Source organism: Pseudomonas sp. McL0111 (assembly GCF_052567255.1).
The window spans coordinates 4,660,877-4,680,827 of record NZ_CP199585.1 but is presented as its reverse complement, the minus strand read 5'-3'; the positions used below and the strand labels follow the sequence as shown (position 1 = coordinate 4,680,827).

Annotated in this window: 14 protein-coding genes and 1 pseudogene; 8 read left to right on the top strand and 7 right to left on the bottom strand. The window is 57.8% G+C overall.

Annotated elements, in window-relative coordinates; genetic code table 11:
• Positions 1 to 12: 12 nt before the first annotated feature.
• From ACTWLJ_RS21340 to ACTWLJ_RS21315, 6 genes and pseudogenes are all read right to left on the bottom strand, one after another.
• Entirely contained in the window at positions 13 to 2,415 is a 2,403-nt protein-coding gene (locus tag ACTWLJ_RS21340) for a TonB-dependent siderophore receptor (protein ID WP_445178330.1), read from the bottom strand.
• A gap of 67 nt (positions 2,416 to 2,482) precedes the next feature.
• Positions 2,483 to 3,430, bottom strand: a complete 948-nt coding sequence (locus ACTWLJ_RS21335) for a FecR domain-containing protein (protein ID WP_445178329.1) — start codon at positions 3,428 to 3,430, stop codon at positions 2,483 to 2,485.
• A pseudogene (locus tag ACTWLJ_RS21330) lies at positions 3,430 to 3,938 on the bottom strand (sigma-70 family RNA polymerase sigma factor). The gene ACTWLJ_RS21335 and the pseudogene ACTWLJ_RS21330 overlap by 1 nt, the downstream one beginning before the upstream one ends.
• Before the next feature lie 132 nt (positions 3,939 to 4,070).
• Positions 4,071 to 5,114 (bottom strand): alpha-xenorhabdolysin family binary toxin subunit B, encoded by a 1,044-nt coding sequence (locus ACTWLJ_RS21325; RefSeq protein ID WP_445178328.1) that lies wholly within the window; start codon positions 5,112 to 5,114, stop codon positions 4,071 to 4,073.
• A gap of 28 nt (positions 5,115 to 5,142) precedes the next feature.
• Positions 5,143 to 6,342 (bottom strand): alpha-xenorhabdolysin family binary toxin subunit A, encoded by a 1,200-nt coding sequence (locus ACTWLJ_RS21320; RefSeq protein ID WP_445178327.1) that lies wholly within the window; start codon positions 6,340 to 6,342, stop codon positions 5,143 to 5,145.
• 270 nt (positions 6,343 to 6,612) lie between these two features.
• Positions 6,613 to 7,518 carry a helix-turn-helix domain-containing protein gene (locus ACTWLJ_RS21315; protein WP_445178326.1) on the bottom strand — a complete coding sequence of 302 codons (906 nt, stop codon included), beginning with the start codon at positions 7,516 to 7,518 and terminating at the stop codon, positions 6,613 to 6,615.
• A gap of 162 nt (positions 7,519 to 7,680) precedes the next feature.
• On the opposite strand from ACTWLJ_RS21315, the gene ACTWLJ_RS21310 reads away from it, so the two are divergent.
• From ACTWLJ_RS21310 to ACTWLJ_RS21290, 5 genes are all read left to right on the top strand, one after another.
• Entirely contained in the window at positions 7,681 to 9,039 is a 1,359-nt protein-coding gene (locus ACTWLJ_RS21310) for a glutamine synthetase family protein (protein ID WP_445178325.1), read from the top strand.
• A 155-nt stretch (positions 9,040 to 9,194) separates the two neighbouring features.
• Positions 9,195 to 10,283 (top strand): polyamine ABC transporter substrate-binding protein, encoded by a 1,089-nt coding sequence (locus tag ACTWLJ_RS21305; RefSeq protein ID WP_401208028.1) that lies wholly within the window; start codon positions 9,195 to 9,197, stop codon positions 10,281 to 10,283.
• The gene (locus ACTWLJ_RS21300) at positions 10,280 to 11,581 is read left to right on the top strand and encodes an NAD(P)/FAD-dependent oxidoreductase (RefSeq protein WP_445178324.1); all 1,302 of its coding nucleotides are present in this window, start codon (positions 10,280 to 10,282) and stop codon (positions 11,579 to 11,581) included. Before ACTWLJ_RS21305 ends, ACTWLJ_RS21300 begins: the two co-directional genes overlap by 4 nt.
• A 184-nt stretch (positions 11,582 to 11,765) precedes the next feature.
• Positions 11,766 to 13,421 carry a PqiB family protein gene (locus ACTWLJ_RS21295; protein WP_445178323.1) on the top strand — a complete coding sequence of 552 codons (1,656 nt, stop codon included), beginning with the start codon at positions 11,766 to 11,768 and terminating at the stop codon, positions 13,419 to 13,421.
• Positions 13,422 to 13,438: 17 nt separating this feature from the next.
• Positions 13,439 to 13,990, top strand: coding sequence for a PqiC family protein (locus ACTWLJ_RS21290; RefSeq protein WP_445178322.1), 552 nt, complete (start codon positions 13,439 to 13,441; stop codon positions 13,988 to 13,990).
• Here the strand turns inward: ACTWLJ_RS21290 and ACTWLJ_RS21285 are convergent.
• Positions 13,948 to 15,261 carry a sensor histidine kinase gene (locus ACTWLJ_RS21285; protein WP_445178321.1) on the bottom strand — a complete coding sequence of 438 codons (1,314 nt, stop codon included), beginning with the start codon at positions 15,259 to 15,261 and terminating at the stop codon, positions 13,948 to 13,950. The two genes, ACTWLJ_RS21290 and ACTWLJ_RS21285, sit on opposite strands and share 43 nt — an antisense overlap.
• 390 nt (positions 15,262 to 15,651) lie before the next feature.
• On the opposite strand from ACTWLJ_RS21285, the gene ACTWLJ_RS21280 reads away from it, so the two are divergent.
• From ACTWLJ_RS21280 to ACTWLJ_RS21270, 3 genes are all read left to right on the top strand, one after another.
• Positions 15,652 to 16,257, top strand: coding sequence for a histidine phosphatase family protein (locus ACTWLJ_RS21280; protein WP_445178320.1), 606 nt, complete (start codon positions 15,652 to 15,654; stop codon positions 16,255 to 16,257).
• A 288-nt stretch (positions 16,258 to 16,545) separates the two neighbouring features.
• The gene (arnT, locus tag ACTWLJ_RS21275) at positions 16,546 to 18,267 is read left to right on the top strand and encodes a lipid IV(A) 4-amino-4-deoxy-L-arabinosyltransferase (RefSeq protein WP_445178319.1); all 1,722 of its coding nucleotides are present in this window, start codon (positions 16,546 to 16,548) and stop codon (positions 18,265 to 18,267) included.
• Positions 18,264 to 19,811, top strand: coding sequence for an ArnT family glycosyltransferase (locus ACTWLJ_RS21270; protein WP_445178318.1), 1,548 nt, complete (start codon positions 18,264 to 18,266; stop codon positions 19,809 to 19,811). Before arnT ends, ACTWLJ_RS21270 begins: the two co-directional genes overlap by 4 nt.
• Positions 19,812 to 19,951 lie beyond the last annotated feature (140 nt).

The window sequence follows — 19,951 nt, the reverse complement described above, 5'->3', positions numbered from 1 at the left end:
GGCGACAACTCTTCAGAAATCGACAGTGGCAGAAAGCAGATAGGTTCTCGGGGTCGCCAGGGTCAGGCCCGGTTCGCTGTCATCCGAGGCGCCGGCCGAACTCCAGTAGCGCTTGTCCAATACGTTCTCGATGTTGGCACGCAAGGTGATGTTCTTGTCATCGACCTTGAAGGCATATCGACTGCCGACGTCGAAGCGTTCCCACGAGTCGATCTCCTTCTGGTTGGACTGATCCAGATACTGCGAACTGGAGTAGATTCCGCGCCCGGTCAGAGTCAGGCCCTGCACGCTCGGCACGTCCCATTCGGCGCCAAGGTTGACGTTGTACTTGGGCGTTGCCGGTGCACGGTTGCCGTCGAACGTGCCGTTGGTGGTGTTGGTCAGTTCGCTGTCGATGTACATCACCCCGCCCAGCAGCCGGACACCCTTGAGCGGTTCGCCGAACACACTCAATTCAATCCCGTCGTTCTGTCGCTTGCCATTGGGCCCGAACACTCGTGTCGTGGCATTGGTTTCGTAAGCCGGCTGTTTGATTCTGAACACGGCGGCAGTCAATGCGTAGGCGCCGGCGTCATACTTCGCGCCAACCTCGACCTGACGGCTGATGAAGGGCGGGAAGATTTCATCCTCGTTCACCGACGTCGACGGCGCGATCTTGCCCTGGCTCAAGCCTTCCATATAGTTGGCGTACAGCGACAGTTTGTCGGTGGCCTTGAACAGGATGCCACCGGACGGTGAAACCTTTTCCTCGTCGTAAGCCGTGTCGCCTTTGACGTCATCGCTCCAGTCATCAACTTTCACCCGCTGCCAGCGCGCGCCGAGGGTCAACAGCAATCGATCGTCGAAGAAACCCAACGTGTCCGAGAGTGCCACGCCGCTGAAGCGATTCTCGGTGTAGACCTTGGCGTCCTGACGCGTCGGCCGATTCGGCGTCGGTGTGTCTACCGGGTTGTAGAGGTTGCTGGGCGCCGAAGCGTAACGTGCGCCGCCGTTTTCGAAGTCCATGTAAAAGTAGCTGGCGGCCAGATTGACCTCATGGCTTACCGACCCGGTATGGAACCAGTTACGTACACCCGCCGTGGCGGTGCGAACGTTTTCATCGCGGGTAAAATCACGCGGTTGCACGCTGAAGTCACCGGCATCGTTGGTCACCGAAACCGCATGGCGAAGGAAGTCGTGGTTGCTTTTGCGGGCACCGACGCCGCCGTACAACATCACCGAATCGCTGACATCAAACTCGCCGTTGAACGTGCCGAAAGTGTCTTTGGTGCGTGCCTGGCTCCACGCTTGCGCATAGTTGTGACGCACATCGTTGGCGCTCGGAACCCGCGCATTGGCGCCGACCTGCACCCTCTCTTGCGGCGCGTCGGTATCACGTTCGGTGTGGCCGACATCCGTAGAAAGGCGCAGACGCTCACCGCGAAAATCCAGTCCCAGCACGGCCATGTCACGATCAACACTCTGATGATCCCATTCCGTATCGCCGGACTGTTTGACCCCGTTGAAACGGAAACCGAACTTGTTGTCCTCGCCGAAACGCCGCCCGACATCCACCGCTCCGCCCAGTTGATTGTTGGAGGCATAATCGGCGGTCAATGAAGTGATCGGCTTGTCAGTGGCGCGTTTGGGCACCACGTTGATCCCGCCGCCAACACTGCCTCGCGGCGAGATGCCGTTGATCAACTGGCTCGGGCCCTTGAGGATATCCACGCGGTCTGCCATTTCCATGTCGATGGTGTAAGTCGGCAGCACGCCGTAAAGACCGTTATAGGAAACATCGCTATTGAACAGGCTCAAACCGCGAATGGTGAATTGCTCATAACGCCCGCCTGCCGGATTTGTTGCACGAACAGAGGGATCGCTGGCGACCAGATCCCCCAGGGTTCGCGCCTGCAGGTTTTCGATTGCCTCACTGGTGTAGGTGGTCATGCTGAACGGTGTGTCCATGAAATCTTTCGATCCCAGCAGACCTTGCGAACCACGCCGTGCCACCTGGCCGCCGGCGAAGGTCTCGGCACTTTGCGAGTCGTTGGCACCGAGGATCGAGGTCGGTGCCAGTTGCAGGCTGCTGCCCTCGGGAGCAGGCGTCAGGATATAAGCCTGATCGCCCACCGGTTGCAGTTGCAGGCCGGAGCCCATCAACAACCGGGCAAAGCCCTCCTCCACACCAAACTCACCGGACAACCCATTGCTGTTGCGGCCACTGACCAGCGCCGGGTCCACCGACAAGTTGACCCCGGACAGGCCGGCGAAACGCGTCAGCGCAGCGCTCAGGCTGCCGGCCGGCACTTGATAACTGCGACGCGGTGCGTCATCGGCCCAACTGGACGAAATCAATAACGGGCTGGTGCTCAAGCTCAACAGGAGGCTCAACTGCAACAACGGACGCAAACGACTTGGGAATACTGCGGGCATTGGAAGAAGCTCTCGATTTTGTTCACTTACCTGGAATGACCAGCGACGCGAAAAAAAGGGACAGGCTTCAGGCAATATTTTTTCGAGCAGTCAGCGTGACCCAGAATCGAGTGCGCGAATGCACCTCCAGCGGCAGACTGGCGGCCAGCAGCGCGAGCACTTTATCGGTGTCGTCGAGACGGAAACTGCCAGTGACACGCAATGAATCCAGTGCCGGTTCCCAACGCAACAGCCCCGGGCGGTAACGGCTCAGCTCAGCAAGGAAAATCCCCAGCGGCTGGTTTTGTGCGGTCAGCACACCGTCGCGCCAACCGGGCATATTCGCGTCGAAGCCAGATACCGAGCCAGCTCCAGAAGCTTGCAGACTAACCTGTTGACCTTCGCGCAGAACCAGAACCGGCCCGTGCAGCGGTTGCAACCTTACTGAACCGCTGACCACCGAGACATTGCAGTCCCGTTCGTTAAGACGTACACAGACCTCGCTGCGGCTGACGATGATCCGGCCGTAAGGTGCATTAATAGTCAGGGCCGCGCTGCCGGGGACATTCAGAGCCATTTCACCGCGCACCAGCGTTAACTGACGCGCCCCGAGATCGACATTCACCGCGCTGGCGGTGTTGAGTTGTAACGTGCTGCCATCCGCCAGCGGCATTCGCTTGTGTTCGCCGGTGCCGGTATGCAAATCCGCACGCCAGACATCCAGCGGCAGTTGCCGACTGATCAGCCACGCCGCTGGCACCAGCGCCGCCACACCGAGTGCGCGTTTGAGTGCCGCCCGACGAGCCGGGTCCGGACGATCCAGCGTAGCCATGACCAATGCCGATGGCAGCTGGGAAAAACGCTGGCGCAAGAATTGCGCCTTTTGCCAGGCTTGCTCGTGACGGCTGTCACTGCTGCGCCAGCTCTGCAGACGAGCGTGATCTTCCGCATCGGCCTCGCCCGCTTCGAGCAAGGCCAACCACTCGGCCGCCGCACGGGCAACTTCGCGTGCTTCGCTGGTTGGTGCAGCACGCATTACAAGTTCACCAGCAAGCAGTGCTCGTAGGCTTGTGCCATGTAACGCTTGATCGTGCGTTCGGAGACTTTCAGCCGTTCGGCGATTTCGCGGTAGCCAAGCCCATCAAGCTGACTCAGCAAAAACGCTCGACGTACCGGGCGCGGTAAACCGTCGAGCAACTCATCCAGCGCTTGCAGGGTTTCCAGTAATGCCCAGCGCAGCTCCGGCGATGGCACACTCTCTTCAGGCAAGTTCGCCAAGGCGCTCAGATAGGCTTGTTCCAGACTGCGGCGGGTGTAGAAATTGCTCAGCAGGCGTTTGCCCACGGTCAGCAAATACGCGCGCGGCTCGCGCATTTCGATAATCGATTGCGAGCTGCACAGCACACGCAGGAAAGTGTCCTGACTCAGATCGGCCGCATCCCAGGCATTGCCCAGGCGCCGCCGCAGCCAACTTTCCAGCCAGCCCGATGATCACGATACAGTTCGTCCAGGCTGTGCTGCGATGGCGTCGCTGCTTCAATCATGTCGAGAGACCCTGCGCGAAGTTAGAATTCAAATGAGACTGATTCTAATTAACTTGAATCGCGATACAAAGGTCTTTCTGCTCAATCGCTGACACAGGCGCGGTCAATCGCTTGATCAACCGCGCCCTCCCCTCAATTAATCATCAACGTGTTGTAGTCGGCACTCAGCGTATCCAGATGAACCCGATATCGACCAAGCAGTAAAGACAAATCACTCGGCGCATATTCAGTGTCCTTCAGCCGTGCCACCGCGACAGCAAAGCCCTTCCAGACATTGGCCACCGCCATGACTTCCTCACCGGCCACCCGCCGTTGACGGCTGATGTCGGCGATCGCATTGGCATCCGACAACACATCTTCAGCCAGATCCAGATTGCTGTTGAGTCCATCCATCAACTGGCTGATGGTCTGAATTTCCTTGTCCAGATTGTTGCGGGACGTCGCCAGTTCGCTGTACTTGATGCCATCCGAAATCACTCCCAGTACCTTGCGCACCAGTTCGATGCCCTGCTTCACCGCTTCCTTTTTCGGGTTTTCCATATCGATCTTGTCCAGCGCATCAGCCGATGGAATGTAGTTTTTGTACATGTCCGCCAGGTTGAACTCGCGAATCACATCCTGTGCCTTGACCAGAATGTCTCGCTGCTCAACGCACGTTGCCTTGTTGGAACTGTGTTCATTGAGCTGCGCGAGTATCCGCGCCTTGCGCTCTTTGGCGACCCGCAACGGTTCGTCGGCTCGTTCTTCGATTTCAACTTTGTAGACGCTGGTCACGTCATATTCCAGACGCTGCGCGCACTCGCGAAACCGGGTTTCGACCCGTTCGAGCATCGCTTCGATGTTGCCTTTGATGTTGCGAATTTCGCCGCCGATCAATGTGCGATCTTCCTGGCCAAGGTCTCCCCTGCCCAATGCTTCGCGCAATTCGTCGAGTGCAGCGAAGTAGCTTTCTCCCTTCGCATTGTTCAACGCGGTCAGCAGTACCGGAAATGACTCGCGCAGGGCTTGATCGGTGTTGTTCAAGTAAGCAGCGATGCGTTGCGCCCGCTCTTGCAAGACATCGGAGCGCTCGTTTCTGAAGCGCGCGAGTTTCGAAATATCGCGGATGGTCTGCACGATTTTCTTCGCATCGATGGCTTGAATGTGCACGGTGACGATAGGTGTTACGCCGTTCATGGCAATAATCCTCGAATCAAATGGGCAATCAGTTGAAGGTCTTTTTGTATTCTTCCAATGCATCGTTGAACGTCGCGACCAACTCGCCTGCGGTGTTTTTCACGTCGCGCCAAGGGTCGATCACCAAGGCAAACTCGGCGACAAAAGTGGTCAGGCGCAAAGCATCATTAATTCGCTCGAACTGCTGCGAGGAAGAGTCGATCTTGCTGAGCATCGTTTGCCACATCGTATTGAGAATGTTCAGCGCAGCCTCGGCGCCGGCCATGCGTATACCGATATCACCGAAGTTCGACATTGAGCTTTCAATCGCGCTCTGCAAACTTTCTTTGCCGCTGACGGCAGTTTCCAGAGCATCGACTTCGTCCTTGAGTGCATTGCGTTCCTTGCGCGCATTCTCGGCTTTGGGGCCGAAAATCGAGCCTGAAATGATCCAGAAAATCGGCAGCCCGCCAGAGAAAGACATACCGACGTAATAGTCGTAGTCCTTGTCCAGTTGGATGATCTGGGCTTTCTTGTCCTTGATCGCCTGTTTGCTGGTGGCAATCGACTCGATCAGATTATTGCGTTCCATCAAGTCGTACTTGCCCTTCACTTCAGACTGCAAACCGAATACCCGTTTGCCGCTCGACAGATCACCGCCAGCCAGTTCGATCTTGAAGTTTGAAATGCGATCCTTGAGCTCTTTGGTCGCGCCTTGTTGTCGCTGAATATCGACTTTCATCAACTTGATGATTTCAGCCACCGCCGAGGCAACTTCACCGTCATCGGATGTATAAGTGATGCCGGCCAGATCATTGCCACTCATTTGCCCGAGGGTGGTTCTGACCCGATCCATGATCGGCATTTCCTTGATTACGGAAATGATCTCGCCGCCGCTGCTGACAATATTCTTGGCGGCAGATGCCAGATCGATACTTTGCTGGAGAATCTTGCTCTCGACCGCATCCCAACTGGCGGCATGAATACGGATTTTTTTGAACAGAACCTGAATGTCCGCTGGTTCCAGACCGGCCACGTCGATGGTTTTGTACTTGAGATAGGACTCGACTTCAGGCAGTTCACCCGGCAGTGACAAGCCCTTTTTCACGTACTGTTTGATCTTGATCACATCTTCTTTGGTCAATAACCCGGCGTCGCGTGCAGCGCCTGGGTATTGCCCGGAGATAAGATGAACGACTGCTTGTGGAAGGTTGTTACTGCTTTCTGTTTCTTTCAATGGAACAGCCATCTTGATTGCCTCTTTTCGTGAAGGCCGATACACCCGCTGTACCGACCCGCAGAAAGCTAGATGACGTTTTTACGCAATTCAAAGAATGGATAAATAACCAAGTATCAACATAACCCGTTGATTAAAAATCATATTTTATAAAATGACAGTCATCAGGAAACATCGCGCCACATATGCAAGACACGTCCTACACACAAGACCTACAAACAAGAAAATAAACAATCAACAAGCAACACTCATCGAAATAAAACGCACGTTGCATAGTGCGTTTTATTTACTCGTACGCTTGAGCGTTTCACTCGGCAGTTCGTTGAACAGCGCCCGATAACTGCTGGAAAACCGCCCCAAATGCCAGAACGACCAATGCATCGCCACTTCGGCGACCGTGGTTTCCATCGGCCCGCGTTTGAGCAATTCACGATGGGCGCTGTTCAACCGGCGCAAACGCAACCAATGGCTAGGCGTCATGCCGGTGTAATCCTTGAACGCCTCTTGCAACTGGCGCAGCGAAACGCCGGCAACGTGCGAAAGCTCGAGCAGATTGATGGTGTCTTCCGGTGAATCCGCCGCCCATTCGCCCACGCGTTTCATGATCGTGCGTTCCTCGGTGCGACGCTGCAAACCGCCACGGTCAAGACCTGCACGCGCGTTATCGAGAAGAAACAGACAATCCTCAAGCAACTGCTGAGTCAGTGCTTCGCGACTGGGCGGATCGAAGGTTTGCGCCAACTGCGTCAGCGTCGTACTCAGCCAGCGGCTGAACAACGCGTTCTGTCCGCAATTGAGCGGCGCCATGAACAGCCCTTCGAGTTTCGCCACGTCCAGGCCATGTTGGCGGACGAATTCCGGACCGAACACCACGGCAATTTCCTGGTAGTTCTCCGGGGTGATCCAGATGTTGCGGCTGTCCTCATTGAGCAGATACAGCGCGTTGTCGCTGCGATCAAAACAGAACGCCAGGGCACCCGATGGCGCGCTGAAATTCTGCTCGACCCGGGTGTTCATCTGCTCTTCATAGACCTCGACACCCTGCAGGTCCAGATAGCGGATCTGCCCGGCGAAATGCCCCGGTGACATCTGCTGGTAATGCTGGACCCAGCCCGGCGTGGCGCGGACTTGTTCGCCGACATCGGCGGTGTTGAACGCTTGAACATGTAGCGGATTGCACGTTGTCATGGGGTGACCTTGCGCACTCTTTTGGTGCGCTTTGGTGCTGCTTAAAGTGGATAGATGGAACTGCAAGGCTCGCCCAAGATAGTCGTCAACGCGCCACAGGGGAAGGGGCGGAAGATGAAACCCGCCCTCCCCGGCGTCTATAAAACCAATAATGAGGTCTTTATGAATGCCCCTTTCGATCAGCTGTTCACTTGGCTGAAAGATCACAAGATTACCGAAGTCGAATGTGTGGTCAGCGACCTGACCGGCATCGCCCGCGGCAAGATCGCACCGACCAACAAATTCCTGCATGAGCGAGGCATGCGCCTGCCGGAAAGTGTGCTGCTGCAAACGGTAACCGGGGATTTTGTCGACGACGACATCTACTACGACCTGCTCGACCCGGCCGACATCGACATGGTCTGCAAGCCCGTCGCCGATGCGGTGTATGTCATTCCGTGGGCCATCGAGCCGACTGCGATCGTCATCCACGACACCTTCGACAAGTTCGGCAACCCGATTGAACTGTCGCCGCGCAACGTGCTGAAGAAAGTCTTGCAGCTCTACACCGATAAAGGCTGGAAGCCGATCGTTGCGCCGGAAATGGAGTTCTACCTGACCCAGCGCTGCGAAGATCCGGACTTGCCACTCAAGGCGCCGCTGGGTCGTTCCGGTCGTGCGGAAAGTGGTCGTCAATCGTTCTCCATCGATGCCGCCAACGAATTCGATCCGCTGTTCGAAGACGTCTATGACTGGTGCGAACTGCAAGGTCTGGACCTCGATACATTGATTCACGAAGACGGCCCGGCGCAGATGGAAATCAACTTCCGTCACGGCGACGCGCTGGATCTGGCCGATCAGATCACCGTGTTCAAACGCACCCTGCGTGAGGCGGCACTCAAGCACAACGTCACCGCGACCTTCATGGCCAAACCGATTGGCGATGAACCGGGCAGCGCCATGCACCTGCACCAGAGCGTGGTCGACATCGTCACCGGCAAACCGGTGTTCGCTGACGCCGACGGCAAGATGAGCCAACTGTTCCTGCATCACATCGGTGGCTTGCAGAAGTACATTCCGAAAATGCTGCCAATGTTCGCGCCGAACGTGAACTCGTTCCGCCGCTTCCTGCCGGACACCTCGGCTCCGGTCAACGTTGAATGGGGCGAAGAAAACCGCACCGTCGGCCTGCGGGTGCCGACCTCCGGCCCGGAAGCCATGCGCGTGGAAAACCGTCTGCCGGGCGCTGACGCCAACCCGTATCTGGCGATTGCTGCGAGTCTGCTCTGCGGCTACATCGGCATGGTTGAAGGCATTGAGCCTAGCGCTGCGGTCGAGGGTCGGGCTTATGAACGGCGCAATCTGCGCCTGCCGATCACCATCGAAGACGCGCTGACGCAAATGGAAGAATGCGAAACCGTCGCCCGTTACCTGGGAGACAAATTCGTCCGTGGTTACGTCGCGGTGAAACGCGCCGAGCATGAAAACTTCAAACGCGTGATCAGCTCGTGGGAGCGTGAATTCCTGCTGCTGAGCGTTTAACCAACACCAAAACCCCCTGTAGGAGTGAGCCTGCTCGCGATGGCGTCGGTACAGTCAGCATCTCTATGACTGACCCACCGCTATCGCCAGCAGGCTAGCTCCCACAGGGGAAAGTACCCACCTGAAAAACTCCAATAATTTGAAGAGGTGTCGATATGCGTCTATTGAAATCCGTGCTCCCGGTTGCTCTGACGGTTCTGTTCAGCGCTGTAGCTCAGGCTCAGCCACAAGTCAGTGTCTACAACTGGACCGACTACATCGGTGAAACCACCCTCGCCGACTTCCAGGCCAAGACCGGGATCAAGGTGATCTATGACGTTTTCGACTCCAATGAAACCCTCGAAGGCAAGCTCCTCGCTGGCCGTACCGGCTACGACGTGGTCGTGCCGTCCAACCACTTTCTCGCACGTCAGGTGAAGGCCGGCGCGTTCCTCAAACTGGATCGCGAACAACTGCCGAACTGGAAGAACCTCGATCCGAAACTCTTGGCGCTGCTTGAGAAAAACGATCCGCAGAACGCGCACTCGGTGCCGTACCTGTGGGGCACCAACGGCATCGGCTACAACGTCGACAAGGTCAAGCAAGTGCTCGGCATCGATCACATCGATTCCTGGGCCGTGTTGTTCGAACCGGAGAACATCAAGAAGCTGTCGCAGTGCGGCGTGTCGATGATGGACTCCGCCGATGAAGTATTCCCGGCCGTCCTCAACTACATGGGCATGGACCCACGCAGCGAGAACCCGGAAGACTTCAAAAAGGCTGAAGCGAAACTGCTGAGCATCCGCCCTTACATCACCTACTTCCATTCCTCCAAATACGTCTCGGACCTCGCCAACGGTGACATCTGCGTAGCCTTCGGTTACTCCGGCGACGTGTTCCAGGCCGCCAACCGCGCCAAGGAAGCCAAGAACGGCGTGAATATCGCCTATGCGATCCCGAAGGAAGGCTCGAACCTGTGGTTCGACCTGCTGGCGATTCCGGCCGACGCCTCTAACGCCAAGGAAGCCCACGCCTTCATCAACTACCTGCTCGATCCGCAAGTGATCGCCAAGGTCAGCGCCTCGGTCGGTTACGCCAACCCGAACCCGGCCGCCAAGCAATACATGGATGCAGCGCTGGTGAGTAATCCAGAGGTTTATCCGCCTCAGGAAGTGCTCGACAAGCTCTACATTTCCACCACCCCGCCTCAAGCGATCATGCGTCTGATGACCCGGTCCTGGAGCAAAGTGAAGTCGAACAAATGAACCAGTACACCCAAGAACACGCTCGCTCCTATTACGCCGCTTCGGCACGGGCGGGCACGCCCTACCCCGCGCTGGACGGTGATTTGAGCGTTGATGTCTGCGTGATCGGCGGCGGTTTCACCGGGGTCAACACCGCCATCGAAATCGCGCAGCGCGGGTTGTCGGTGGTGTTGATCGAAGCCCGGCGCATTGGCTGGGGCGCCAGCGGGCGCAACGGCGGGCAGTTGATTCGCGGCATCGGCCATGAGGTCGAAGGTTTCTCGCGCTATGTCGGCACTGAAGGCGTGCGCTACCTGCAACGGGCCGGGATCGACTCGGTGGATCTGGTGCGCCGGCGCATCACCGACAACGGCATCGATTGCGACTTGCGCTGGGGCTTCTGCGAGCTGGCCAACACCGCAGCGCAATTCGATGCGTTCAAGGAAGAACAAGTCAGCCTTGCTGAACTCGGTTATGAGCATCAGACGCGACTGGTCGAGCGTGGGCAGATTCGCCAGCAAGTGGTCGCGGCTGACGTTTATGCCGGTGGCCTGATCGATATGGGTTCCGGCCATCTGCATCCGCTCGATCTGGTGCAGGGCGAAGCGCGGCTGGCGGCGTCACTCGGCGTACGGATTTTCGAGCAGAGCCCGGTGCTCGAGCTGGTTCACGGCGAAACCGTGCAGGTGCGTTGTGCCGGTGGCACGGTGCGCGCGGGCAGTCTGGTGCTCGGTTGCAACGCGCATCTGGACGAACTCGAACAGAAGCTCAGCGGCAAAGTACTGCCGGCCGGCAGCTACATCATCGCCACAGAGCCGTTGTCGCAGGAGCGCGCTGAACAGTTGATCCCGCAGAATCTGGCGCTCTGTGATCAGAAAGTCGGCCTGGACTATTACCGGCTCTCGGCGGACCGGCGTTTGCTGTTCGGTGGTGCCTGTCACTATTCCGGACGCGACCCGGCGGACATCGCCGCCTACATGCGCCCGAAGATGCTCAAGCTGTTCCCGCAACTGGCGGACGTGCGCATCGACTATCAGTGGGGCGGCAAGATCGGCATCACCGCCAACCGCTTCCCGCAGGTCGGACGCCTTACGCAGCATCCGAACGTGTTCTATGCGCAAGGCTATTCCGGTCACGGGCTGAACGTCACGCACTGGTGCGCGAAACTGCTCGGTGAGGCGATTCATGCCGGTCACAGCCAAGGCATGGACGTATTCAGCGGTGTTCCGCACATGACCTTCCCCGGTGGCCCGGCGCTGCGCTCACCGCTGCTGGCACTGGGCATGTTCTGGTATCGCCTGCGCGAAATGCTCGGATAACCTGCGCAACAGCTCCCGCACAGCCCCTTGTAGGAGCTCACGAGTGAAACGAGGCAGCGATCTTTTGATCCTGCTTTTGCTCCGGCCCACACGTTTATTTGCTCTATCGCGAAGCACTTCTATATTGATGAGGTGCTTTTGCGTTCCTGACGCTCATTTGCCCAACACACCGAGGAGGACATGAATGAAGTCGTCAGCCACCGACGAGCCACGAGCACCAGGCCAGGCCCCGATCAAGACCCGCCGTTTCAGCGTATCGCTGGTGTGGATCGTGCCGATTGTCGCGGTGCTGGTCGGCATTTCGCTGGTAGTGCACAACCTGATGCAGGAAGGACCGACCATCGTCGTGACCTTCAAGACCGGCAGCGGTCTGACCGCTAACAAAACCGAGGTGAAATACCGCAACGTGGTGATCGGCCATGTTTCGGACGTTGATCTGAGTGATGACCAGAAAAGCGTCAATGCCACGATCAAACTGGTCAAGCAGGCCGAGACCTTCACTCGCGAAGACTCACAGTTCTGGGTCGTGCGCCCGCGAATCGGTGCCGGTGGCGTGTCCGGTATCGACACCCTGCTGTCCGGCGACTACATCGGCGCCGACATCGGCCAGGCCAATGGTCGTGCCAAACGTTTCAACGGCCTGGAGAATCCGCCGCCGATCACCTATGGCGAGCCGGGTAAACGTTTTATGTTGCACGCCCCGGACCTGGGATCGCTGGATATCGGCTCTCCGGTTTACTACCGCAAAATTCCGGTCGGCCAAGTCGTGACCTACGCCCTCGATCCTGATGGCAAAGGCGTGAATATCGAAGTGTTCATCCATTCGCCCAACGACGCCTTCGTCACCGAAAACACCCGGTTCTGGAACGCCAGCGGCATCGATATCAATGTCGGCGCCAACGGGTTCGCGGTGAAGACTGAATCGCTCTCGACATTGCTGGTTGGCGGCATCGCCTTCCGTGCTCCGGATTACAGCCCCAACGACGTCGTGGCAGCCGACGACAAAGATTTCGACCTGTTCGCTGACCAGTCGACCGCCCTCGCGCCACCTAACGGCAAGGCGCAATACCTGAGTTTGCGTTTCGATCAGTCCCTGCGCGGCCTCAAAGTAGATGCGCCGGTGGAGTTTCTCGGCATGGAAATCGGCCGCGTCGTCGCGATCAACCTGGATTTCGACCCGAAAAAACGCAGCTTCCCGCTTAACGTCGGCATCGTGATTTACCCGCAGCGTCTGGGTCAGGCTTACGGGAAGATGCTGACCACCTTCAAGCATGATCCCAACGACGAAGCCGCCGGTATTCGCCTGCTTGGCACGTTCGTTGACAACGGTTTGCGTGCCCAGGCCCGTAGCGGCAACCTGCTGACGGGCCAGTTGTACGTGGCGCTGGATTTCTTTCCGAAGGCCGAGAAAGTCGCCTTCGATCCGGCTGCCCGCCCGGTTGTTCTGCCGACCGTACCTGGCAGCCTCGAACAGTTGCAGGAAAAACTCGAAGCGGTGGTCGACAAGCTGAACAAATTGCCGGTGGATCGCATCGCCAGCAACCTCGACAGCAATCTGGTCGAACTGCGTAAAGGCCTGCAACAGTTCAATGCGAAAACCCTACCGGGCGTGCAGTCCACCCTCGCCGATGTCAGCAAGACCTTGCAGTCGGCCAGCTCGACCCTGGCCGAGGATTCGCCGCAACGGGAAAAACTCAACTCGACCCTCGACGAACTTGGGCGCATGTCGCGCTCCTTGCGTGAGCTTTCCGATTACCTGGGACGCCACCCGGAATCGTTGATCCGTGGCCGTCCCGACAACGCTGCGCCACTCGATCTGCAAGGGCCGCCGCGCAATTGAGCACAGGAGCTTTATTCATGGCTTTACCGCTGAAGTTCACCGTGCTCGCTGCTTGTCTGTTGCTCGGCGCCTGCCGCAGCGATCCGATCAGCTTTCACACCCTGACCCCGGTGCAACTGCCCAATACCCGCGCTGGCACGCAAATCCCCATCGAGGCGATCACGGTGCCGCCGCAGGTTGACCGGCCACAAATCGTCATCCGCCAGGGCAACAGTGGCCTGGCGATTCTGGAAACCCAATGGTGGGGAGCGAGTCTGGCGGATGAGTTGCACAGTGCGCTGACCGATCAACTGAGCAATGCCGGCGGCCGCGGCAACGTCTCGGTACGCCTCGACGTACAGCGCTTCGATTCGATTCCGGGCCAGTACGGACTGATCGACGTCAAATGGCGCTTGCGGCCGGTCGGCGCCACTGACAGCGGCTTGCTGACCTGCCGCTCGACCCTGCAAACGCCATCCGGCCCGAGCATCGACGATCTGGTGAGCGCTCAGCAGAACAACGTCAAACGCTTGGCCGCGTTGATCAGTCAGGCCGCTGGTAATCCCGGCGTTTGCCCGCCTGCGTCCTGAGTTGCCGGCTTCAGCTCAACGATAAAGCGGCAGCCGTTGGGCTCCCGGGTGCTGAGTTGCACCTGCCATTGCTGCTGATTACAGATTCTCTGTACCAGCGAAAGCCCGAGGCCAAGCCCCTCGCCACGACGCTCGTCACCTCGAACAAACGGCTGGAACATCGCCTGACGTTGTTCTTCCGGGATACCGATGCCGCTGTCTTCGACCACGAAGCTGTTTTCACGCAGGGTCAGCCGCACGAAGCCCTTATCGGTGTAGTGCCAGGCATTACGCAACAGGTTGCCCATGACTGACTGCAAAAACGTCAGGTTGTATTGCCCGCTTCCGCAGGTTTGCGCGTCGTAGATAAATTCAAGGCCTTTCTCGCGGATCAACCGCCCCCAGACCTCGACTTGCGCATCGGCAACATCCTTGAGCGTGCATGCCGATTGAATACCGACCTCTTCCGGTTTGCGCGCCAGCATCAAAAAGGTTTCCACCAACTGGCGCATTTCATTGCTGGCCCGGGCGATGCGCTGGACTTGCGCGGTCGAGCGCGCCTCCAGCGACGGGTTGGCCAGCAGCAATTCACAGGAACTGGCGAGCACCATCAACGGCGTGCGCAATTCATGGCTGACGTCGCTGGTGAAGAGTTTCTCCCGGCTCAATGTGTCGCGCAGCCGGCCCAGGGTCTGGTCGAAGGACAGCGCCAGCGCGCCCACTTCATCTGCCGCATAATCGGGGTGCAATGGCGGCGCCAACTCGATCAGTTGATCACGATGGCGGACCTGTTGCGCCAGCCGGATCACCGGCGCCATCACCCGCCGCGCCAGCAACCTGCCGAGTGTGATGGCTAGCAGAATGCTGAGAATGAAACCGACGATCACCACGATGAACAACAACCGTTCACGCTGCTCCAGACTTTCCTGATCGCGCAGCAACACGTACTTGCGCCCGCCAACAGCCATGACCATTGCGTAGAAATCATCGCCGTCGAAGCGTATCTCCTGAAAACCGAACGGCAGCGCCGCGAGTTGCTCGGTGAGCGCCATCGTTCCTTGCCCACCCTCGAAAAAGAACAACTCACTCTTTTCCGGTTTGTGGCTCCAGCGACTGATGTCATCCATCGCCAATAGCCGGCGCAACCCGCCGCTCAGGGTGGTGCTGGTCAGTTTGCGCTCCACTACGTGAACGGTGGCGACAATCCCCAAGGCAAACACCCCTGCGACGAGCGCGCTCATCAGGGCAAATACGATCACGATCCGTTTGGTGAGGTTTTGCTTGAGATCCATTCGCTCAGGTGACTCCTCTGCTATCGTCAGTTTTCGGTTAACCACAGACCATTGCGTTGATTCGGCTCCAGGGACGGCAGCTTTACCTCGACGACCTGCGCTTGTTAAGTCCCGCCTTTGAACAAAATGCTATTTGAGTTTGTTTATCAAATAGCCTTTTTAATTAAAACGTGCCGCACCCTCGCAAATTTTTCACATGTTCTTCACCGCCCCGACACGACTCTGAACGTAGTGTTCAGCAACCATTCAAGTACACCTCCGTAAAGTTGCTCGCGTCATCAACCTTACGTTGCACTGAGTGAAAATTTCGCGATTCATAGGGGCAGCATCTTGGTTGAGTTAATACAACTAAACGTTCCATCTAAACGCTGGCATTTTTCTCGCCTGCGAATGCTGGTATTTGTTGCCTGCCTGACGCTGGTAACGGCTCTGGTTAGCGGCTTTCTCATCATTACGAGATCGCCGACTGATCTGGGGCATGCGGGACATTCCGACACCGCCCAGTGGATGAGCGCCTGGAAGGCTGGCGAAATTGTTGCGCTGGTGCGCCACGAAGAGCGCTGTGACCGCTCGACCAATGCTTGCCTGGGACCTGCCGACGGCATCACCAAATTGGGCAGTGATTCGGCGGCGAGCATCGGCCGTGGCTTCGTGAATCTGGGTATGCAGCAAGCGCAGGTGTTCAGTAGCCCACTCACCCGTACGATGCAGACCGCTCAATACATGTTCGGTGAAGAGGCCGTTGCTCAAGACTGGCTGGAAATTTGCGGCCCGACCTTTCGCAATGACATTGCTGCGCACAAGACCGCCCAGCGCAATCTGGTGTTGGTCACGCACAGCGGTTGCATCAGTGACTTCGAAAAGCAGACCGGTTACCCACACGCGATCCCTGCCGCGTACGGCAGCGCATTGCTGATGCGCATTGATGCAAAGGGCGACCTGAAAGTGCTGGGCATCCTGAATCCCGACGCTTGGGCACAATTTAAAAAGCAATAAACAGATTGATTTAAAGAAACATGCGAACAGCACCCAGTGTTACTCAATCGACTGCGCACTAATTTGTAATAAATGATGTTTTATGCAGTCGGTTAATTGACATTTCCCGCTTTCAAGCTTGTCTTTGCAGGATGAACTTCGAGCTGGAAGCGCGCTAGTTCGCTGAATGCAGGAAAAAGTCTGTAAGACATTTCGCACATGCATTCACTAAACCCAGTGACACCCTCGCGCAGGATTGCGTCGAGCGGTCATTGCAACAAGTACTCTGCTCTGCACCAAGGTCCAGTCATGACGTCTGAGAACAATCCGCTGCGCCACGCTGCCCATCATTTACCCCGAACGCAGCAACCGTCAGCATTCGAGCGCCTCGCGATACCCGGTCTGGTACTGGCGTTCGTGGTGTTTTATCTGCTGCCGCTGATGTCCCACGGCCTGTGGATTCCCGATGAAACCCGCTACGGCCAGATCAGCCAGGAAATGCTCCTGAGCGGTAACTGGGTTGCCCCGCATTTCATGGGCATTCGCTATTTTGAGAAACCGATTGCCGGTTACTGGTTGATTGCCATCGGTCAGGCCATTTTTGGTGACAACCTGTTCGGCGTGCGCATTGCTTCGGCGTTGACCACCGGGGTGAGTGTCTGGCTGGCCTACCTGATGGCGGGTCGACTGTGGAACAACCCACGGATCAGTGCGGCCGCTGCGCTGCTTTATATGAGCTTCGGCCTGATTGCCGGCCAGGCCGGTTACGCCAACCTCGATCCGCAATTCACCTTGTGGGTCAACCTGAGCCTGGTGGCGGTGTGGTTTGCCATCGACAGTCGTACCCCGCGTGCCCGTTTGGGCAGTTGGGCGCTGTTGGGACTGGCGTGTGGCATGGGCCTGATGACCAAGGGCTTTCTCGCCCTGTTGCTACCCGTGCTGATCGCCCTGCCCTACATGATCTGGCAAAAGCGTTTTGGCGAATTGCTGCGTTACGGCCCGGTGGCCGTCGTGGTCGCCGCACTGGTCAGCGTACCCTGGGCGCTGGCGGTGCACGTGCGCGAACCGGACTTCTGGCGCTTCTTCTTCTGGCACGAACACATCCGTCGCTTCGCCGCTGGTGATGCCGCACAGCACGCGCGTCCGTGGTGGTTCTATCTGCCGCTGCTGTTTGCCTCCACCCTGCCGTGGGCCGCTCTGCTGCCATCGACCCTGATTCGTACGTGGCGCGAAAAGCTTGAGCCGAAAACCGCGTTCCTTGCCCTGTGGTTCCTGCTGCCCCTGGTATTTTTCAGCCTGAGCAGTGGCAAACTGCCGACTTACATCATGCCGTGCCTGCTGCCGGTGGCCTTGTTAATGGCGCACACCGTGGTGAACTGGCTGGATAACCGCAATGCTCGCGTGTTGCGCGTCAATGGCATCATCAACACCGTGGTGGGGGTTGTCGCACTGGTCGCGCTGCTCTACCTGCAAGCGACCCGCGAAATCTACGAAAACACCGAAATGTTCAGCCTGTCGCTTGGCTACATCGTGCTGATCAGCTGGATCATCGCCAACGCACTGCAAGTGCTGCGACCATTGACCTTGTGGGCCGCGCCCGCGCTGGGGATCGGCATGCTGATCGCGCTGCTGCCGGCGGCGATGCCGGCACGGATCGTCGACAGTAAAATGCCGGATCAGTTTATTGCCGAGCATCAACAGGCCTTGAGCGAGACCTCGTCGTTGCTGAGTAACGATCTCGGCGCCGCGTCGGCTCTGGCGTGGCGTTTGAAACGTCCACAGGTGGACTTGTTCAACACCGTTGGCGAACTGAAATATGGCCTCGAAGATCCGGCCATGGCCGCGCGCAAAGTCAGCATGGATGGTGTCGGCCAATGGATGACTGAAGCGCGCAAGAAAGGCTCGGTAGGTGTCGTGATGCGGGTCAACAGCGTGCAAGAGGCGCAGGAGATCGAGTTGTTGCCGGTCGATGGCAAGCATTACCAACGCGGTAACCTGGAAATCTTCATCTTTGCTCAGAGCCAGCCATGACCTCGACTGCAAGTGATCGGCGGGCATTGCTGATTCTGCTCGCCGCCACAGCCCTGATGTTGTTGTTGGGGCTGGGCAGCCGCGAGTTGTGGGGCGCTGAAACCCGCTGGGCCAACATCGCTTTGCAGATGCTGCAAAGCGGCGACTATTTCGATCCGTACCTCAAGGGTGCGCCTTACTACGACAAGCCATTGCTGTCTTACTGGCTGATCACCGCGACAAGCTGGCTGACTGGAGGCCTGGGCCACTGGTCATTACGCTTGTCGTCGGTCATCGCTGCGTGGTTCAGCGTGTGGCTGGTGTATCTGCTTGGCGAACAACTGTTCCGCAAAGGCACTGGACTGATCGCCGGGTGGATGCTCGCAACCACCTTCTACTTCGTGTTCTGGGCAAGGGTCGCCACCGCTGACATCCTCACCGTGTGCGGCGTTCTGGCGGCGGTCTGGTGGTACTGGCGCGGGCCGGATGACACCCGGTTATGGCGTTACGTGGTGTTCTTCGGGTTGATGTCGCTGACTTCGCTGTTCAAAGGCCTGATCGGTTTCATCCTCCCTGGACTGGTGTTGCTGCCGCATCTGCTGAACAGCGGCCGCTGGAAACAACATCTGAACCTGCGACTGTGTGCGGCGATACTGATCGCCGGCGCGTTTTACATGGTGCCGTTCCTGCTGTCTCACCTCTACGGCACGCCAAACTACGAGCAAAGCGGCCTGGGGCTGGTTTTGCGTGAAAACGTAGTGCGATTCTTCCAGCCGTTCGACAACATCGGCCCGATCTACACCTACCTTTTATACCTGCCGGTGTACACCTTGCCGTGGGCGCCGTGCTGGATCATTGCGTTGTGGGTTGCCGTGCGTAACTGGCGGCACATTGAACCGGACACCCGCTGGCTGATTCAGGGCCTCGCCCTGCTGATGCTGTTTTTCACCGCCAGCGGCAGCCGACGCAGTTACTACGTGCTGCCACTGGTGCCATTCGCGCAATTGCTCGGCGCATGGTGGATCACCCGGCGGATGGAAGCGCGCAATAGCCAGGGACGCGGATGGAAAATCGGCTTCGCGGTGGCAACGGTCTTTCTGGTTGGCATATTGGGTGTTCTGTATCCATGGACCAACAGCGGTGGCGGCGCGATCCGTTTCGGCGAAACCGTGCGCGAACAGGCCAGCCAGCAGGCGCCGCTGAATCAATGGCGGATGGTCATGATTGAAGTGGACAACAAAGTACCGATGTACCTGCAAACCGGCGGTGCACCCTTCTATTACGTGGCGGAAACCGAGGACTTCCCGCGCACTGGCGACTCCGCCGCGATGTTCGCCTGGCTCGAACGCACCAGCGGTCAGCATTGGGACCCGCAACGCACAATTATTGTTGCGCAGTACCGTAACGGTGACGCCATGCCGCTGAACTACCTGGGTGTAGATCACACCGCCATTACCACCACGCCTACCCGTGGCGAACAGGTCTTCCATGGTCGCGAGGATCAAAGCGTGGCGTACCTGCCGCGTCCAAAGATGCAAAAAATGCTCGTTCAATCTCCTGAATAACGACGTTGTATGACGCACGGCAAGCGTGCATGTGGCGAGTTGCAGCTAATCTGAATGGCAATGACATGTATTAACGGTTGGTTTGACGTTTTTTTCTCATTTGCCTCTCTACATTGCCTGCGACTCAAAGCATGCAAATC

What these genes read in the sequence shown, in the direction of transcription:
- ACTWLJ_RS21340 (WP_445178330.1), bottom strand. Translation starts at nt 2,415, where the DNA reads ATGCCCGCAGTATTCCCAAGTCGTTTGCGTCCGTTGTTGCAGTTGAGC.
- ACTWLJ_RS21315 (WP_445178326.1), bottom strand. Translation starts at nt 7,518, where the DNA reads ATGACAACGTGCAATCCGCTACATGTTCAAGCGTTCAACACCGCCGAT.
- ACTWLJ_RS21285 (WP_445178321.1), bottom strand. Translation starts at nt 15,261, where the DNA reads ATGGATCTCAAGCAAAACCTCACCAAACGGATCGTGATCGTATTTGCC.
- ACTWLJ_RS21335 (WP_445178329.1), bottom strand. Translation starts at nt 3,430, where the DNA reads ATGCGTGCTGCACCAACCAGCGAAGCACGCGAAGTTGCCCGTGCGGCG.
- arnT (WP_445178319.1), top strand. Translation starts at nt 16,546, where the DNA reads ATGACGTCTGAGAACAATCCGCTGCGCCACGCTGCCCATCATTTACCC.
- ACTWLJ_RS21270 (WP_445178318.1), top strand. Translation starts at nt 18,264, where the DNA reads ATGACCTCGACTGCAAGTGATCGGCGGGCATTGCTGATTCTGCTCGCC.
- ACTWLJ_RS21295 (WP_445178323.1), top strand. Translation starts at nt 11,766, where the DNA reads ATGAAGTCGTCAGCCACCGACGAGCCACGAGCACCAGGCCAGGCCCCG.
- ACTWLJ_RS21290 (WP_445178322.1), top strand. Translation starts at nt 13,439, where the DNA reads ATGGCTTTACCGCTGAAGTTCACCGTGCTCGCTGCTTGTCTGTTGCTC.
- ACTWLJ_RS21310 (WP_445178325.1), top strand. Translation starts at nt 7,681, where the DNA reads ATGAATGCCCCTTTCGATCAGCTGTTCACTTGGCTGAAAGATCACAAG.
- ACTWLJ_RS21325 (WP_445178328.1), bottom strand. Translation starts at nt 5,114, where the DNA reads ATGAACGGCGTAACACCTATCGTCACCGTGCACATTCAAGCCATCGAT.
- ACTWLJ_RS21280 (WP_445178320.1), top strand. Translation starts at nt 15,652, where the DNA reads ATGCTGGTATTTGTTGCCTGCCTGACGCTGGTAACGGCTCTGGTTAGC.
- ACTWLJ_RS21305 (WP_401208028.1), top strand. Translation starts at nt 9,195, where the DNA reads ATGCGTCTATTGAAATCCGTGCTCCCGGTTGCTCTGACGGTTCTGTTC.
- ACTWLJ_RS21320 (WP_445178327.1), bottom strand. Translation starts at nt 6,342, where the DNA reads ATGGCTGTTCCATTGAAAGAAACAGAAAGCAGTAACAACCTTCCACAA.
- ACTWLJ_RS21300 (WP_445178324.1), top strand. Translation starts at nt 10,280, where the DNA reads ATGAACCAGTACACCCAAGAACACGCTCGCTCCTATTACGCCGCTTCG.